The sequence below is a fragment of the Lysinibacillus sp. NPDC097868 genome, assembly GCF_044761135.1.
Taxonomy (GTDB): Bacteria; Bacillota; Bacilli; order Bacillales_A; family Planococcaceae; genus Lysinibacillus.
Genome location: NZ_JBIWBS010000001.1, coordinates 158,333 through 176,712 on the forward strand (window position 1 = coordinate 158,333; position 18,380 = coordinate 176,712).

General features: G+C 37.3%; 15 protein-coding genes and 1 riboswitch. Of the genes, 14 read left to right on the top strand and 1 reads right to left on the bottom strand.

Going from position 1 to position 18,380, the window contains the following annotated elements:
* Positions 1-11: 11 nt before the first annotated feature.
* The 14 genes from ACIQXJ_RS00735 (at position 12) to ACIQXJ_RS00800 (ending at position 17,537) form a co-directional block, all read left to right on the top strand.
* Positions 12-716 (top strand): SagB/ThcOx family dehydrogenase, encoded by a 705-nt coding sequence (locus ACIQXJ_RS00735; RefSeq protein ID WP_403048563.1) that lies wholly within the window; start codon positions 12-14, stop codon positions 714-716.
* The gene (locus ACIQXJ_RS00740; RefSeq protein WP_403048565.1) at positions 713-1,513 is read left to right on the top strand and encodes an arylamine N-acetyltransferase; all 801 of its coding nucleotides are present in this window, start codon (positions 713-715) and stop codon (positions 1,511-1,513) included. The genes ACIQXJ_RS00735 and ACIQXJ_RS00740 overlap by 4 nt, the downstream gene beginning before the upstream one ends.
* A gap of 120 nt (positions 1,514-1,633) precedes the next feature.
* Complete coding sequence (locus tag ACIQXJ_RS00745; RefSeq protein WP_403048567.1) at positions 1,634-2,278, top strand: DUF2268 domain-containing putative Zn-dependent protease; 645 nt, start codon at positions 1,634-1,636, stop codon at positions 2,276-2,278.
* A gap of 11 nt (positions 2,279-2,289) precedes the next feature.
* Positions 2,290-3,519 carry an MFS transporter gene (locus tag ACIQXJ_RS00750; protein ID WP_403048569.1) on the top strand — a complete coding sequence of 410 codons (1,230 nt, stop codon included), beginning with the start codon at positions 2,290-2,292 and terminating at the stop codon, positions 3,517-3,519.
* A 431-nt stretch (positions 3,520-3,950) separates the two neighbouring features.
* Positions 3,951-4,394 carry a cyclic-di-AMP-binding protein CbpB gene (gene cbpB, locus ACIQXJ_RS00755; RefSeq protein WP_403048570.1) on the top strand — a complete coding sequence of 148 codons (444 nt, stop codon included), beginning with the start codon at positions 3,951-3,953 and terminating at the stop codon, positions 4,392-4,394.
* Between the two features lie 67 nt (positions 4,395-4,461).
* Positions 4,462-5,349: a transcriptional regulator CcpC gene (locus tag ACIQXJ_RS00760; protein ID WP_403054793.1), complete on the top strand. Its 888-nt coding sequence runs from the start codon at positions 4,462-4,464 to the stop codon at positions 5,347-5,349.
* Between the two features lie 333 nt (positions 5,350-5,682).
* Positions 5,683-8,073: a hypothetical protein gene (locus tag ACIQXJ_RS00765; RefSeq protein WP_403048573.1), complete on the top strand. Its 2,391-nt coding sequence runs from the start codon at positions 5,683-5,685 to the stop codon at positions 8,071-8,073.
* The gene (locus tag ACIQXJ_RS00770; protein WP_403048576.1) at positions 8,073-9,008 is read left to right on the top strand and encodes an ABC transporter ATP-binding protein; all 936 of its coding nucleotides are present in this window, start codon (positions 8,073-8,075) and stop codon (positions 9,006-9,008) included. The genes ACIQXJ_RS00765 and ACIQXJ_RS00770 overlap by 1 nt, the downstream gene beginning before the upstream one ends.
* Positions 9,005-9,850: an ABC transporter permease gene (locus ACIQXJ_RS00775; RefSeq protein WP_403048579.1), complete on the top strand. Its 846-nt coding sequence runs from the start codon at positions 9,005-9,007 to the stop codon at positions 9,848-9,850. Before ACIQXJ_RS00770 ends, ACIQXJ_RS00775 begins: the two co-directional genes overlap by 4 nt.
* Positions 9,851-9,862: 12 nt before the next feature.
* Positions 9,863-11,323 (top strand): hypothetical protein, encoded by a 1,461-nt coding sequence (locus tag ACIQXJ_RS00780; RefSeq protein ID WP_403048581.1) that lies wholly within the window; start codon positions 9,863-9,865, stop codon positions 11,321-11,323.
* Between the two features lie 11 nt (positions 11,324-11,334).
* Positions 11,335-12,330, top strand: coding sequence for an AAA family ATPase (locus tag ACIQXJ_RS00785; RefSeq protein WP_403048584.1), 996 nt, complete (start codon positions 11,335-11,337; stop codon positions 12,328-12,330).
* Positions 12,327-13,199, top strand: coding sequence for a DUF58 domain-containing protein (locus ACIQXJ_RS00790; protein WP_403048587.1), 873 nt, complete (start codon positions 12,327-12,329; stop codon positions 13,197-13,199). The genes ACIQXJ_RS00785 and ACIQXJ_RS00790 overlap by 4 nt, the downstream gene beginning before the upstream one ends.
* 11 nt (positions 13,200-13,210) lie before the next feature.
* Positions 13,211-14,956: a vWA domain-containing protein gene (locus ACIQXJ_RS00795; RefSeq protein WP_403048590.1), complete on the top strand. Its 1,746-nt coding sequence runs from the start codon at positions 13,211-13,213 to the stop codon at positions 14,954-14,956.
* Positions 14,940-17,537 (top strand): VWA domain-containing protein, encoded by a 2,598-nt coding sequence (locus tag ACIQXJ_RS00800; protein ID WP_403048593.1) that lies wholly within the window; start codon positions 14,940-14,942, stop codon positions 17,535-17,537. The genes ACIQXJ_RS00795 and ACIQXJ_RS00800 overlap by 17 nt, the downstream gene beginning before the upstream one ends.
* A 58-nt stretch (positions 17,538-17,595) precedes the next feature.
* On the opposite strand, the gene thiW is transcribed toward ACIQXJ_RS00800, so the two are convergent.
* A complete protein-coding gene (gene thiW, locus ACIQXJ_RS00805) occupies positions 17,596-18,087 on the bottom strand; it encodes an energy coupling factor transporter S component ThiW (protein WP_403048596.1) in 492 nt (163 codons plus the stop codon).
* A 177-nt stretch (positions 18,088-18,264) separates the two neighbouring features.
* Positions 18,265-18,372: riboswitch (TPP riboswitch) on the bottom strand.
* Between the last annotated feature and the right edge of the window lie 8 nt (positions 18,373-18,380).

The following is an 18,380-nucleotide window of genomic DNA, read 5'->3' on the forward strand; positions in this document are numbered from 1 at the left end:
GAGGGCTTTATTTGAAAGATTCATATGTATACGAGTTTTATCATAATAATTCAAAAAACTATCTTTCGCAAATTTTAAATGCTCCGGGGAAAAGTTTTAACATAGATAGTGACGGCAAACAATATCCTCTTAGTAATAAAAATTATTGTGATGTGTCGAATGTTAACGGCACGATAACAAGTTCCTTTCGAAGTTATGAAAAAGTGGATTTAAAAATGGATGTACTTTTACAAATATTAAAAAAGAGTTATTTTTTAGAGAAAAAGGGAGAAGAAATTAAATCTTTAACCCCTTCAGCAGGTGGATTGTATCCAATTGAAATGTATGTGCTAACATCTACTAGCCATTATTTAAAAGGAACATATCATTATCTGAGATCAGAAGCAAAACTTAATTATATACGAGATGCAATAGAGTTTGATTCATTTCTACCAATTAATAATAGCTTTGTTTATAGCGCTCCATTCGTCATAGTAATGACGGCAAGAATGGAAGAAATAATTAATAAATACGGAGCAAGAGGGTATAGATACGCCCTTCTAGAAGCAGGTCACATAGGTCAAAATATTTCTAGGGCTATTATGGATAATCCAGATTTAGGTTGTTGTGCTATTGGTGGCTTTTATGATGACAAATTACATAGTGCACTTAATCTACCATTAGATGAAGTACCACTATATTTATATTGTATTGGTCAAAAGGGGGAGTTTACATGATAGCATATAGAGAATATTTAAGATTATTAAGCATTGATGAATCTATGCTCTCACAATTATCACGTTTTGACTTACTTTCACGAATTATCTTAAATCATCAGTTAGCCATACCATTCGATACAGTTAGAAAATTTCAAGATTATAACGCTAAAAAAAATTTAAAAGAGAATTATGCAGATGTTAATCAATATATCCAATCTGTTTCTCAAAATGGTTATGGAGGGACCTGCTTTCATCTCACATGGGGTCTTTATAATCTGTTACATTCACTTAATTATGAAGTGAAAATAATTAAATTAGAGGAACTACATTTTGCTTTAGTGGTCAGCTACGATGCGGAAGAGTTTTACGTTGATGTTGGTTTTTGGGCGCCATTATTTAAGCCTTTCCCATTAAGAGAAAATTGGATAGTAACAAATCATGTGCATTCTGTTGAATGGAGGTATATGCCTGAAAATGAAAGCGGCACCCTTCTGTGTGGCGGAGAACCCGCAAAAAGGTGGAGCGGAAGTTTTCTAAGTGTTACTGATTTTTGGCGTGAATGGGAAAATTCTATGAATGAAAATAATACCTTTCTTCAAAATTTATATATTAATAAATGGAAAGATAAAGATACTTTTTTATTTCTAGTTAACAATAGCTATAAAGAGTTTTATAAAGGCGAAAAAATTAAAGATGTCCAATATGACTATACAAATACAGTTGAATTAAAAAACATACTTGTCAGTAATTTTAATGTAGATGGGGACGATTATATTCATTTATTGGACCAACATTATAAAAGCAAGATGAGGTGATTAGTTATAGTTAATGTAATTAATTTAATTGATAAACCTATTAATCAGGTAAAAGAAAAACTTGTTATATTTAGCTCAGCTTTAGATATCGATCAATTAATACAAACTGGTTTTAGTCAAATGATGCATGAAAAAAAGGAAAACCTATACCATGATATCGAACATGAAGTGGCGACTTATATAAAATCAGCTAGTATTAAATTAATGGAAGTGCCTACGAATGTGTTTCTTCTGCCTTTAATTACGACGGATGTATTTTATTTAGAAAAAATGAACGGAATTTTAGCACATACAGATGGGACATCAAATATTTTTATCTATTTAAATGTTGATAAAAGGGTGGATTCAAAATTTATTCAAAGTATTTCCTTCCATGAATACCAGCATGTTGTTCGCAATACAATCGTCAAAAAGAAAGATCCTAAAACTTTACTAGATGTCATGATAGATGAAGGCTGTTCTGAATTATTTGTAGAATATGCTCTTGGTAAAGACTTTGTTGGGGAATGGGCAACATCTTTAAGTAACAATGAAATAAATCAGTATATAGAACGTTTTAAGCATAAGCTTTCTTTAACAAAAGCGGAAGAGATTCAAAAATTTATGTACGGTAATACGTTGGAATACCCATTGTGGTTAGGTTATTCGATGGGATACTACATTGTTAATAACTTTATGAAAAAAGAACCACAAACACAATTCGAACATTTAATACGACTTAATCCTTATCAAATTTATTATAACTCTACTAGTATAGATAGGTGATTAACATTAAAATGAATACTATTTCTTATATATGGAGAAAGTATCCGGATTTTAAAAGATTACAAATGTCCTCAATTTTTACTGGATTAGGATCATGGATTTCGTTTATAGGGATGCTTGTGCTATTAGATAAAATAACACAAAATGGGATACAGTTAGGATTGTTATGGTCAATAAGTGGACTTGCACCGATTTTATTTAGCTTATTTACTGGGGTTTTTGTAGATAGGGTGAATATTAGGAAGTTAATAGTATTTGCTGATTTTTTAAATGCAATGTTATTTTTAGTTTATATATTTATTCCACAATTCGATATGAAAATATCTTGGATTTTATTTTTTGTTATTCGATTCATAATCGGAATATCAAATTCATTCTCTTCTATTGCCTCTCAAAAAGTAGTGAAAAATATCGTCAATGGAGAAGATTTAGTTGTTGCTAACTCTTTAAGCTATACCATTACAAGTGTTATAAGACTTACAGGTGCCTCAATCGGGGGACTAGTGATTTCGTTTTTTCCTCTAGAGATAGCATGGATTATCGCCTCATTACTATATTTAATATCAGCAGTTAATATTTATTTATGTAACTGGAAGCATAGTGAGAAAATAAAATCAGAAAAGAATTTTAAAGAAGAATTTATAACGGGTTTAAAAGTTGTTCAGCAAAATAAATTAGTGGGGATTGTATTAATTTCTGCGTTAACAATGGGAATAATTATTGGGACCTTCAATTTAATGCTTCAGCAATATGTAACGAATATATATGAAATGCAAAATTATGGAATTAGTATTTTGTATTGCGCTGAAGGTTTAATTGCAATTATTGTTGGGTATAAAATAGCTCAGAAAAAATTTATGCTCAGCAATAAAATTAAATATAGCTTTATTTATGGATTGATTGGATTAGGGTGGATACTATTCGGTTTTACTAATGGTATATATCAAGGCATACTTGCGCTAATTATATTTTCAATCGGCGCAGCTATATTAGCACCATTTGAAAGATATATTATGCAGACACAGGTTCCTGAAGATTTACAGGGGAGAGTCTTTGGCTTGTGGAATACCGTTACATTGGCTGCAATACAAATTGGTGCGTTATTTACAGGAATCATTATAGAGGGCTTAGGTATCAGATTTGTCCCAATCATAAGTGGTGCCCTTGAAATACTAACAGGTATCATATTTTTTATTATTTTTAGTGCCAGGCACATAAACAATTCTGATAATTTAAAATAACGGGTTTAAAATGTCCTTTCCATATGCGAATACATTGTATAAAGCTGATGATGAAATTTGTATATGGAAAGAGTACTAAAACCAATCAAGGGACGATTTGTGCTCCTTTCTATACTTAGAAAAAAACTTAATGATGAGTAAATAGGAACTTTAATATAAAAACTACATACTACATAAAGATATTTTAGCATTACATACATAAATAGATATTACATTGAAGATGCATTATCTATTTAATTGAGGAGAATATAAAAATATTCCTCCTAATATGCTTAGAACAGAAGAAGGTGTTAATGGGAAATGCCCATAATATGCGTTGTTTATAAAAAACTCTTCTTGACCTTGTCGTGGTCATATTCGGAAACATTGTGATATGATAAAAGAGAAGGATCCTGTTCTGCAAAGCAAGGACAGAAAAGGAGAAGAATTTCATGATTTCAACTAACAGCAAAGACTTATTAGCAATGCCAATTAGTGATTTTATTATTTCATCCGAAAAGGTCGCGCATGTACAAATTGGTAATAGTGCAGAGCATGCACTCCTTGTTCTAACACGTACGGGGTACTCATCAATACCTGTATTAGATATGAAATATCGACTTCAAGGTTTACTGAGCATGAAAATGATTACCGAATCCATTCTAGGTCTCGAACATATTGAATATGAAAAATTACCAGATATTAAAGTTGATACAATAATGGAGCAAAATATAGCCGTATTAAAGATGACGGATACATTCCAACGCGCTTTAGATTTGGTTATTAACCATGCATTTTTATGTGTTATAGATGAAGATGGTACATTTACAGGGATTTTAACAAGACGCGTTATTTTAAAGCAGTTGAAAAAATATATCTATCAAAAAGAAAAGTAGTGTAAGAGGGAGCTCAGATGAAAATCATGAGGTCCCCCTTTACTTGTATTGGAGGTTTAGGTAATTGATGGCAACAGAAGCGGAAATTTTGAAAGTTTTAGCTGAGGAACGCAATATGCGTAAGGCAGCGGAGCGGTTGTTTTTATCGCAGCCTGCACTTTCACAACGGTTGCAATCGATTGAAAAAGATTGGGGTGCACAGCTTTTTATTCGCTCACAAAAAGGACTAACAGCAACACCTGCTGGGGAGCACGTCATTGCCTATGCAACAGACATGCTCGCTAAAAAAGAAGAAATCTTTGAAATGATTCAATCCTTAACGACAAAAGTTAATGGGACACTAAAAATTGCTTGTGCTTCTATTGTAGGGCAAAACTGGTTGCCCCACATATTAAAGGACTTTGTGACAAAATATCCAGAAGCTAAAATATCACTTATGACTGGCTGGAGTTCAGAAATTGTAAAAGCTTTATATGAAGGAGAGGCCCATGTCGGAATTGTGCGTGGTCAGGTCGATTGGAAAGGAGAAAAGATTCATCTTTTCCGAGATACACTGTACTTAGTCGACCAAGAATTAAAAACGATTGAAGATGTGTTAACGACTGATCGCCCATTTATACAATTCAAAAGTGATTCGAATTATTATCAGGAAATACAGCAATGGTGGCAACAGCATTTTGCTTCAAATCCAAGAAGACAAATTTTAGTGGATCAAATTGAAATTTGTAAGCAGATGGCGTTAAATGGCATAGGTTATGCTATTTTGCCGTCAATCACATTAAATGAGCATGATAATATCAATAAAATCGCACTAACAAACGATGAAAAAGAATTCGGTTTAACGCGAGATACATGGTTAATTGGCTATGAGTCTTCTTTCGAATTACGACAAGTTGAGGCATTTGTAGAAGTCGTGCAAGATCATGCGCGATGTCTGTTTGACTATACAAAGTAAAGAACCCAATGCTTAAAGGGTCTAGGACAAAAAGTGTTAGATTGATTGCAGTCAATCTAACACTTTTTTTGCTGTGCTTACTATGAAGGAGAACATTCATATTCTTTCTTTTGGCATAGATAAAAGTTGCGGCTTACGGTGTGCCCGCGGAAAGCAACCGCCGTAGCGGACATCAACGGGTAGCAAAAAATAGACCCAGCCTCTATTTAAATCTCTCCCTAAATCTTAAGAGTTTATGAATTTTCATGAAGATATCATAAGAAATGGAACAAAATGCCCGATAAAACGTATAATTATGTAATCATCTAAAAGTAAGAAAAAGGGGTTGAGCTTTTGAAAAAAATAAATATTACAGTACTAATACTACTCTTAATGCTTGTTGTAGGTTATGCTCTGCCTGTCTCCGAGGCGAGCGCGGCACCTACTTTAGAGGTACAAGCTAAAGCAGGGATTTCAGGAAAGGCTAAATATCAATCAGTTACACCATTGCAAGTAACGGTCAAAAACAATGGTGCTGACTTTTCCGGAGATATGGCCATCAATGCCTTTAATTCTTATCAGGCTGCATCAGCACTAGTCGTTCCAATAGATATTGCAGCTGGTGAAGAAAAAACATTTACATTATATTTAGACAGCGTAGCTGACTACGGATATTCCGATGCCGATTTATTTGCCTTTTATGAGGGCGATATTGAAAAAGGGAAAAAGGTTGCGTATAAAGGAACAAAACGTTTACAGGCTAATTTTTTAGAAGCAAATTCAACATTTATTTATACGCTAACAGATAAAAGTGACCGTTTATCAGCATATTTACGATTATCACAATTTGTACCATCAAATAGTGTTGAAATTTTTAATTTAAATCAACTTAAGGATTTTACATTACCTGAGGTTGCGCAAGGCTTTGAGATGGCAAATATCATTGCAGTAGATGAGGTAGCCATTGCTGATTTATCACCAAAACAACAGGAAGCATTATTAAAATGGGTACAAGATGGCGGTACATTATTACTTGGAGGCGCTGAGCAAATCAATGCAACAGCGGGCGTTTTTAAAGACTATTTACCACTTTCATTATCCCAACAAATGATAAGTGTCTCAGCAGATAGCTTAACAAAATTATCTGGAGGCGGTATTTTCACACAAGCAATACCTGTATATACAGCTACAGAAAACGAAGGAAGTATCCCAGTATTAAAGGACAATAATATTATTCTAGCAGCAAAGAAACAGGTTGGTAGTGGAGAGATTGTGCAAACAACGTTTTCATTAGGAGATCAGCCTTTAGCATCTATGGATGGCTATGCGGCATTAACGGCGAAAATGCTAGATATTCAAACAATGTCTCAACAAACAACGATGCAAGGTCAATCTACGATGGATCAGCTTTCTTATGAGCTAGGTAATATTAATGAGTTATTCCCATCATTTGAAGTGTCTGTTAGTTATATGCTCATCGTCATTATTCTTTATATTTTAGTAATTGGTCCACTCCTTTACTTCGTTCTAAAGAAAATGGATAAACGAGAGCATGCTTGGTGGGTGGTTCCTGCTATTTCTGTGGTCCTATCGATTGCGCTATTTATTTTTGGTGCAAAAGATCGTATTGTACAGCCACAAGTACAACAATCGGCATTTTTTAAAGTAAATGAAGATAGTAGCGTAAATGGCTATTATGTTGAATCGATTTTAACAAATCGAAGTGGTAATTTTGTTGTGAATGCAGATAAGACTACGACTGCACTAGCATTCCGTAATAACTATAATCTCTCCGGTGCAACGGGTTCATTACATGAATCATCGTATATTAAGGAGCACGCAAATGGTTCGACATTAACATTACGTGATTTAAGCTATTGGTCTGTACAATCTTTTGGAGGAAAAACGGCAGCTCAAAATATTGGCAAAATGGATGTTGATATTACATTAAAAGACGAAAAGCTTTCAGGAACAGTTAAAAATAACTTCCCGTTTGCTCTAAAGGATGTCACTGTAATATCAGGCACGAAAGAAGTGAAGCTTGGTGATATTGAACCAAATGCCACACTAACGGTGGATAAAGAAATGAAAACAACGATTCTTCAAAAGCCTTCAAACTTTAATAATTATAATTATGATACTCCAAAGACGAAGGAAGAGGTTGACCCACTACGTATTGAGCGTATGAAATCTCAAGCACTTCTATTAGTAGAAAATGAAAAACAACCAGTCATTACAGCTTGGGCAGAGCAAGCGATTGTTGGCGTAGAACTTGAAACAAGCGTCAAGATGTCACCTATTTCTTATTTTGTACAGCCATTCGATGGAAAAGTTGAAATGTCAGGTCCATTTACGATGAAACGCAACAATTTTTCATATAATTTGAGCCCACAATCATCAAATGCCTTCTTTGATAAGATAGATGAACAGTTAAATACTTGGTACTTGTCAGACGGCTTATACGAATTATCGATAGAGATGCCAGACAATTTTATGAGCTTCGTTCAATCTTTAAGTGAGGTCACAATTTCTAATAAAGATGTTAAGCGGATGCAGCTATCGATTTGGAATAATACAACGAAAGCCTATGAGCCATTAGTTGATACAAAGCAGGTATTTACCAATGATATTACCCAGTATTTCAATGAAAAGGGTGAACTGCTTTTGGAAATTAAATTTGGACCAGATCAAACTGGAGAGCAGACAAAATTACCTGAAATAGAGCTGAAAGGAGTGGCGAAGTAATGATTGAGATTCGTGATTTAACAAAAAAGTATGGCTCCTTCATAGCACTAGATCATTTAAATCTATCATTGGAGGAAGGGGTAGTATTTGGTTTTGTAGGTGCCAATGGTGCTGGGAAATCGACAACATTTTCGATTTTAGCAACATTGCTTTCCCCAACTTCAGGCGATGCATTGATCAACGGAAAAAGTGTCATTAAGGAACCAAAAGAAGTTCGTAAACAAATTGGCTATATGCCAGATTTCTTCGGTGTATACGACCAACTAAAGGTAGATGAATATTTAGATTTTTATGGTGCGAGCTATGGCATTGGAATGCAGGACCGTAAAGTACTGATACCGCAGTTATTAGAGCTTGTTAATTTAACAAATAAACGTTTTGAATATGTCGATTTACTATCACGAGGAATGAAGCAGCGTCTATGTTTAGCAAGAGCCCTTATCCATGATCCAAAGGTATTAATCTTGGATGAACCTGCTTCAGGATTAGATCCACGTGCACGAGTAGAAATGCGTGATATTTTACGAAATTTAAAATCCATGGGGAAAACCATTTTAATTTCATCGCATATTTTGCCAGAGCTAGCTGAAATGTGCGATGAAATAGGCGTTATTGATAATGGTAAACTGATTGCCCATGGCAATGTTGCTACTATACAAGCTCAGTTACAAGGGGAAAAGCGCATTGTTATAAAGGTTTCGGATAATTTAAACGAAGTACGTGCATTTTTGGAGGAAGATCCACTTGTTTCTTCAATAGATGTGATCGACAATCGTTTGGAAATAGCCTTTAATTACCGTGGAACGGACCGTGAACAAATTATGTTGCTGAAAAAAGCGATGCTTGCGGATCTACCAATTTATGCATTGAGTGAAGAAGAAAAAGATTTAGAGGATGTCTTTATGGCGATTACGAAGGGAGCGGACAATCAATGATGGAAAGGTTTTATAACCCTGTACTTGTAAAAGAATTGAAGTTACGCTTCCGTTCTTTTAAAAGCTTTTCAGGTTTAATGTTTTATCTAGCGGTGATTTGTATTTTTATCGCGGGCTTTTTACTGCTAACGACTGGATTTACTGGAAAAGGTTTCTTTAGGCCGGATACGAGCTTTATGATGTTTGCTGTACTGACAATTTTACAAATGGCACTCGTTCTTTTCATTACACCGAGTTTAACTGCAGGGGCAATTAGTAGTGAACGAGAAAAGCAAACGTTAAATATTTTACTAACAACTACACAAAGTTCAACACAAATTATCATTGGTAAATTATTGTCATCAGTGGCGTTTTTAGTATTAATGTTAATCGCCGGGCTACCGTTGTATAGTTTAGTATTTTTATTTGGTGGCGTATCACCTTCTCAACTTATTTCAATCTTTTTATTTTACTTATTAACAGTTGTTGCAATTGGCAGCATTGGGGTTATGTTCTCAACTATTACAAAGAAAACAATTGTGGCAATGATAGCTACGTACGGCTCAATCATTTTTTTAGGTGGAATTACGGCGTTTTTCTTCTTCCTATCGATGGCATTCCATCAAATGGGGAATACGATTGCAACAAGTGCTTCATTTATGACATACTTTTGGGCATCTATTAATCCGGGCGCTTTAATGCTTACACTTATTTCACCATCTATGGGAGACGCGTTAACAGAGCTTAGCGGAGTTGAGTTCCCACTATGGATTACCTATTTAGTAATTTATATTTTAATTATCGTGTTAAGTTTATCGATTGCGATTAAAAAATTACGCGCCAATATGAAGAGTAATCGATGAGGAGGAAACAGCATGGAACGTCGACAGCAATTACGAAAATTTATTCAGCGTGCAAAAAACAGTTTAACATTTGAGAGAAGTCTACCAATTGCACAGTACGGGTTGTTTTTAGCATTGCTTTCGAGTGCTTTGCTCGTCCTTGTATCAAGATTGTTTGTTTGGCCATATTATCGTCAGATTGCTTTTGCTACATTTATTATTGGCATACTTGTTACAGTCGTTTTAATATGGTGGCGACGTGTTAAAGAGAAGGAAGCATTGCATGCGTTGGATCATTTCTTCCCTCATAATGAATTAGTAACAGCATTGTCATTTAAAGAAGACAAAGATCCACTCGTACAATCTTTACTTACAAAAGCTGTCCAGAAATCGGAAAAAGCATTTGCTGAATTTAAAGCTAGAAAGAAAAATTTGTTTCGAACTAAAGCTTTCGTCGGCCTTTTTGTGACAGCTGTCGTAATAGCAGTACTTTACATGTTCCCAGCTGCAACGCAAATTGAAGCGATTGAAGTTGAAAAAGAAAAGGCTGTTATTGAGGACATTAAAAAAGAAGTTGCCAAGTTAGAGAAAAAAGCAGAGACAAAAGAAGTGAAAGAGCAGTTAAAAGAGTTACAAAATACATTAAAAGAAACACAAACAGCAGAAGAAGCATTACGTGAAGTTGTGAAAAAACAGAAGGAATTAGCTCTTAAAGAACAGCAATTAAAAGATAAGCAAACTGTGAGTAAAGAAGGCGCTGCAGACAATAACAATGATGCTTTATCAAAAGAGGAAATCGCACAGTTGAAAGAGCTTGCTCAGACGCAGCAGCAGCTTACACAAAGTGCAAATACAACGCAAACTGCGATGAGCAATTTAGGGAAACCAGCAAGCAATACATTACAAAATGCTATTGCCAGTGCTAATAGTACAAATAATAACCAGCAGAGCAATTCAAACTCGAATCAACATTCTTCAGGAAACGCACAGCCGAGCAGTCAAAAAGGGCAATCGGGACAGCAAGGACAAAATAATTCCCAAAATGGTTCCCAGCAAGCAACAGGCAATGGGCAATCACAAGGCAATCAGCAAGGTCAAGGACAGGGCCAAGGTCAAGGACAGGGCCAAGGTCAAGGACAGGGTCAAGGTCAAGGTCAAGGCCAAGGTCAAGGACAAGGACAAGGACAAGGACAAGGACAAGGACAAGGACAAGGAAATGGTGCGGGGCGCGGTCAAGGCAGCCGTAATTTATTAACTACACCTAGAATTGGTGGATCTAACGAAACGACTGTCGATGGTGGGCAATTAGGCGACGGTTCGCATGTATCTGAGCAACAAGGAAATGGTCCGATTACGAAGGGTACTATCAAACCGTATGAAGAAGTAATTGGCTCATATAAAGATAGCTATTTAGAAAGCTCTGAGCGTTTACAATTACCGAAGGATTTACAACAAGTCGTGCAATCATATTTCACGACTATTGAGCAGCAGTAGGAGGAGAAAACATGGCATTTACAGAACAACAGTATGTCGAAATGGGTATGAAATTACAACAAGTAAAAGATGAAATTCATCGTTTTATTGTTGGACAAGAAGAAGCAATTGATTACACATTATATGCAGTCCTTGCAGACGGTCATGCGCTGTTAGAGGGGCTTCCTGGATTGGGGAAAACGATGCTCATTCGAACAATCTCTGAAGTGCTCGATTTATCTTTTTCACGTATTCAATTCACGCCGGACTTAATGCCTGCTGATATTACAGGAACAAGCATGATTGAGCGCACAGCAGATGGCAGACAGCAGTTTACATTCCAGCCAGGACCAATTTTTAGTCAAATGGTATTGGCAGATGAAATTAACCGTGCAACACCAAAAACGCAAAGTGCCTTGCTTGAAGCAATGGGAGAAAAAACGGTTACGATTTTAGGTGATACGAAGAAAATGGCAAAACCATTTTTCGTCCTAGCTACACAAAACCCAATTGAAATGGAAGGTACATATCCGTTGCCTGAGGCGCAAATGGACCGTTTCCTTTGTAAAATTCTCGTTCCCTATCCAGAGAAAAGTGAGCTTATGGAAATTATGAAGCGGACAACAGGTGCGCAGGAAGTAAGCTTACAAAAAGTTTTGGATACAGATGGACTGATTAGGGCACAGCAAATGGTTAAGGAAGTGATGATTGCTGATGAGATGCTTGAGTTTGCAGCAGATCTTGTAGTGGCAACACATCCTGAAAGCGTAGATACTATCGATGAAGTAAGGCACTATGTACTGTATGGCAGTGGTCCTCGTGGCTTGCAAAGCTTAATTAAGTTAGCGAAAGCTAGAGCTTTAATGAGTGGACGCTTTCATGTATCGGTTGGAGATATTAAGTCAGTGGCGAAGCCCGTATTACGTCACCGAATGCTGCTGAATTATGAAGGGGAGGCTTCAGGTAAAACAGCAGATGATGTGATAGACGTTATTTTAGAAAAAGTACAGCAAGGCGTAAGTCGATGACAAAAAACATATTGCCCGAAGATTGGTTAGCGAAAATAAGTCGTTTCCAAGTGGCGACTGCCTCCAAATTGCGTGGCCAGCATAAAGGCTCGCACCGTTCGCAGCGCTTCGGAGCATCCCTCGATTTCTCTGATTTCCGCGAATATCATTTAGGTGATGATGTGCGACAAGTAGATTGGAACGTCTATGCAAGAACCGATAAATATTTTATTAAACGTTTTTTAGATGAGCAAGAAATGAGAGTGCATATTTTATTAGATGCAACAAAATCAATGGGCGATCAAGCAAAATGGACGTTTGCGCGGCAAATCGTCGCTTCACTTGGATTAATGGTTCTTGGGCGTGATGACCGTTTATCGTTTGCTTATGTGCAGGATGACGTGAAGCCACCGTTTCGTCGTAAAGGTGCTATGTATCGTCGTGCATTTTTGCAAGTTGTAACAGATATTGAAAAAGCAACTTATACAGCAGGCTTTGCACAGGGAGCATTAAAGGCTTTACCAAAGGATAGCACAGTGCTATTCATCGTGACTGATGGGCTTGAACCTATTGAGGAATGGGAACAGTTATTGAAAAGATTACCCCGTTTTGCAGGAGATGTTCGCATTTTACAAATCGTTACTGAGGAGGAGCTATCACCCCATTATTCGGGAGATGTGCGTTTACTCGACCGTGAAACAGGGCGTGATGTAAATGTCACGATATCATCAAAAGTACTAAATACGTATGAGGCAAGACGACGCCTTCACGAAGAGGAGTTTGAAGCCATTTGTCGTCGCTTTGGCGTGCGTAAACTGCAACTCAAGGTGGAGGACGGTTTGCAATATGCAATCTTTCAGCAATTATTAAAAGCACATTGGATTAGGTGAGGTGAGTCGTTTTGGGCTTTAGTCAAATTATTTTTAGCTGGACGGCCATCATCCCGGTCATTGTCCTGCTTTATTATTTCTTTCGAAAAAAATATACCGATCAAACGGTGTCCTCAACACTATTTTGGTCTGAAATTATGCAAGAAACTCGGGTTTCTCCATATTTAAAGCATTTACAAAAAAATGCGTTGCTCTATTTGCAATTGCTAGCATTGCTCCTATTAGTGCTAGCACTGATGAATCCGTATGTGAAAAAAAGTACTATTGCGGGTGCGCAGACGATTTTTATCGTTGATACATCTGCTACAATGCTAGCCGGTAAAGAGCAATCCACATTTGATGCACATAAAAAAGAAATGCAATCATTAGTGGACCAACTTGACGGACGACCTGTCACATTAATAACATCTGGCAATACGCCACAAGCAGTACTACAGCAGGAAACGAATGTGAAAAATATTGAAAAAGCGATACAAGATTTACATGTAACGTATGAAACTGCGCAAATGAATAAGGCACTTGACGTTGCACAAGCATTTGTTGGTGATTCGCAAACATCGATTTATGTCTTTACAGATTCACTCGATAAAAAACAATTACCAATGGAGAAAGATTCAGTGAAATGGCTCGTTTATGGTTCAGAAAAGGGATTAGCAAATGTTGCAATTACACGCTTTGCTGCAACGACAGATGGAAAATCTACCATGGCGTTAGTGCAACTACAAAACGATACCGACCAGGAGCATGAACTGACAATTACACTTCAAAATAATCAAGGTGAAGTGATAATAGACGAGCAAATATCTTTAACAGCGAATGAGGCTACGACTAAAACATTTAAAGATTTACCTTTAATGGATACTATAACAGCGAAGATTGATGTGAAAGATGATTATGCAGTGGATAATACACAATCGGTTGTACTTCAAACTGCTACATCGAATATCGTTGTCGATCAAAACATGCATCAACTTATTCAAAAGGGCTTTCAATCTATTAACGATAATGTAAAGATTGTGCCGTCATTACAACTAGCGGATAACCAAAATGCTACCATCGTAACAAATCAAACATCATTACTTCAAAAAATACAGAGACCGTTAGTGTTAATTGGACGTGATGATGTTGAAAAAAAGGAAATCAATGGTGAGGTAAAAACAACGAGCGATGCTTTATTTGCATTTAGTGAGTTAAATGATATTTATGTAAGTGCTCTGTATCCTTCTTTTGATGGCTATAAAACAATTGCCACAGTAGGTGATAAACCGTTTATTCAACGATCACCACAAGGGGATATTATCGTTCTAGCTGATATTGCAGATACGGATTGGCCATTATATCCTTCGTTCCCTTTATTTTTATGGAGTGCGGAACAACAATTATCGGAAACAGTAGGATCTCTTGGCATTTTCGCACCAAATGAGCAACGTTCAGTTGCGTTAGCACAGGGAGAATGGAGTGTCTATTCTGAGGACGATGAATTTTTATCGACAATCACTAACGGTTTATTAACTGCACCGATGCAGCCAGGTATTTACATGGCTCGCTCAAGTAATGAAGAAAAACGTCTTATCGTGCAACTACAGGCACCTGAACGTGTGATAGAAGAAGGGACAAGCTATACGCTTGGAGAGCTTCAACAAAATGGCAAAGAAGAAGTATCAAAGGCTTCATTTGTCCCTTGGTTAATACTTATTATTTTAGGTTTGCTTGTAGCAGAGTGGGAGGTGCAACGACGTCGTGGATTTACGAATTGATACGCCATTAGCCTTATTGTTATTAGTACCATTGTTTATGTACTTTGGGTGGACTTATTGGCAAGAGCGTATGCGCCTGAAAAAAAGTCATCTTGTTGTAATGAGCATTCGTGTAATAGCAATCGGTTGTTTGGTCTTTGCACTCGCAGCGCCCTATATTTTATTACCAGTAAAGGACGAGCAAGTATTATATTTAGTTGACCGTTCTGCTTCGATGAATAATACAGAAGCGGAAATGACTAGTTTTATAGAGGAAAGTTTGAAATCGAAAAAGGATGAACAACTTGCAGGGATTTACTCTTTTTCATCAACTCTCCAAACAGAAGCGATTTTATCGAAATCATTAAAGGAAGTTCCCAAATTTACTGAAGTCAAAGGAACAGATCAAACGAATATTGAGCAAAGTCTTCAACTTGCTACAGGTATTGTCGATCCTAAAAAGGCAACAAGACTTGTTTTACTAACAGATGCCAATGAGACACAAGGGAGTGCGCTAGATTTTGCAACGAAGCTAAAGGGCTCCAATATTAGTGTAGATGTCGTTCCATTTCATCAAAGCGTGACGAATGATGTGTCGCTAAAAAGCTTTGTCACACCACAAGTAGCTTACGTAGGTGAACAGCAGCAGCTTGTTACGGAAGTAAATGCTACAGCTCCAGGACAAGGGGAACTATTACTGTACGAAAATGACGAACTCATTCATCGCGAGTCTGTGGAACTTGCACAAGGTTCAAATGTTTTCACATATAAACATACGGCAACTGCAGAGGGGCTTGTAAAATATGAGGCGCACGTGCAAGTTGGACAGGATGCGATTTTTGAAAATAATAAATTAACAAGTATTACAATGGTGCAAAGTGAGCCACATTTACTCATTGTTAATGGCTACGATACGGCATCACCAATTGCTGCAGCTCTAGGGGCGAATTCAATCTCCTATGATGTGATAGATGCAGCAAGCTTGCCAAATGAACTTTCTAGCTATTTGCAATATAACGCTATTATCTTCGATAATGTACCTGGACACTTAGTCGGTGAAGCGAAGATGAGTGTGATTGAGCAGGCAGTCAAAAACTTTGGTGTTGGTTTTACAATGGTCGGTGGTGAAAATAGCTTCGGCTTGGGTGGCTATTTTAAAACTCCGATTGAAACATTATTACCTGTTGAGATGGAGATAAAGGGTAAAGAGCAATTGCCGTCGTTAGGACTTGTCATCGTACTTGACCGTTCAGGAAGTATGTATGGCTCAAAATTAGAGCTAGCGAAAGAAGCTGCCGCGCGATCAGTTGAAATGTTACGCGATGAGGATACGCTTGGGTTTATTGCCTTTGATGATCGACCTTGGGAAATCATTGAAACTGGACCGCTTGGTAATAAAGAGGAAGCAGTCGATACGATTTTATCGGTGACTCCAGGTGGTGGTACGGAAATATATAGCTCACTTGCAGCGGCGTATGATAGTTTGGCAGATTTAAAATTGCAGAGGAAGCATATTATTTTATTAACTGATGGACAGTCGCAATCAGGCAATTATGAGGATTTAATTGAAAATGGTAAGGAACAAGGGATTACACTTTCTACAGTGGCGATTGGACAAGATGCAGATGGCAACTTACTACAGTCATTAAGTGAAATGGGTAGTGGTCGTTTCTATGATGTCATTGATGAACAAACAATTCCTTCAATTTTATCGCGTGAGACAGCAATGATTTCACGTACTTATATAGAAGACAATCCATTTTACCCTACAATTTATAATGCAGCTGGATGGAATGCACTCTTTGCAAATGGTGTGCCACAAATGAATGCATATATTGGCACGACAGCGAAGCAGGGAGCTGCTGTGATAGCTGAAAGCGAGAAGGAAGACCCTGTATTGGCACAATGGCAATATGGACTTGGTAAAACTTTTGCTTTCACATCAGATTCGACAGGGAAATGGGCTGGTGACTGGGCAAGGTGGCAAGAATGGGGATCATTTTGGCAAACAATCATTTCGCAAATGCTACCAAGTTATAATGATGTAGCCTATGATGTACGTCTTGATACAGATGGCTCATTTATCATCACGGACCCGACAAATGAAGCTGCATTTTTAGATATTGTCGCTGTCGATGAATCTGGCGAGGAGCTTGATTTGCAGCTTGAAACGATTTCTGCCTCGCAAGTACGTGCAGTTGTCAAAGCTAAACCAGGGTTGATTTTTTTCCGTATTGCTGACGAAGAGCAGGCCATTTATCAGGCTGGTCTAAGCGTACCGTACAGTGCAGAATATGAATTACGTCCTGTGAATGAGACACTTGTCGAGCAACTAACGAAGCGAACTGGTGGCTCTGTCTTGAAAGAACCACAAGACGTGTTCCGTAAGTTCACTAACAAAGGAGCAGAGCGCCAAAATATTGCAACATGGTTACTATTAACGGGGATGCTATTATTCTTCGTAGATATTACGATTCGACGCTTTGGATGGAGCTTTATAACAAGGCATAAGCAAAAAGAAAAGTCTGTAGAAGAAGCAACCGTACAGGCGGAGGACACGAACGTTGCACAGCTATTAAAAGGAATGAAAAAACGCTCTTAATCAAAAAAACGATGGCACATTGCTAAAAGCATGTGCCATCGTTTTTGTATAAACAAAGTTACTTCGTAATAAGCATATGCGATGTGGTTTTCCGTAGACTGCTAGCAATCATAATACCAAGAAATGCTCCAATTAAACTAGATGTCAAAAATGCAGGCATAAAAAATAATGCACCTACGGATGTTCCCATTAATAATTGCGCATATGGTACAGCGACTAATGAGGCCATAATACCTGTGCCAAATACTTCACCAACACCAGCTAGCCAGTTGTTGCGACTGTATTTATAAGCAAAGGCTGCACATGCCGCACCGATGACGCTTCCAGGAATCGCTAAAAGAGAGCCTGTGCCTGTTAATATACGAATCAATGCTGTAACTATAGCAACGATGATAGAAGGCATAGGACCTAATAGAATGGCACAGATGACATTGATCGCATGTTGTACAGGATAAGCACGAGCAATGCCAGTTGGAATGGAGACAAAAGTAGAGCCTGCTACTGCAATAGCTACTAATAAAGCCATAGTAGTTAGTTTTCGAATAGACATGATAGTTACTCCTTTTAGTTTTGTGCGATGAATCGCCGATAGAACAAAGTGAACCGCCGGTAAAATGCTAGAAATCGCCGATAGGTCCCGAAATTTCCGATAGCACTGTCAAATGAATACAAAAAAGCCGCTTCCTTGTCACGAAAGGAAGCGGCCTTGCATTTTTAAATTACATGAAAGCAAGCGTCGCCACTTCCCTCCGCTAGTGTGAACTAGATCAGGTTCAAAGGGTCCGTATATGAGCATATACGTCTCAGCCTTGTAAAGACTCCCCTAGTGGTGTTAAACGATTT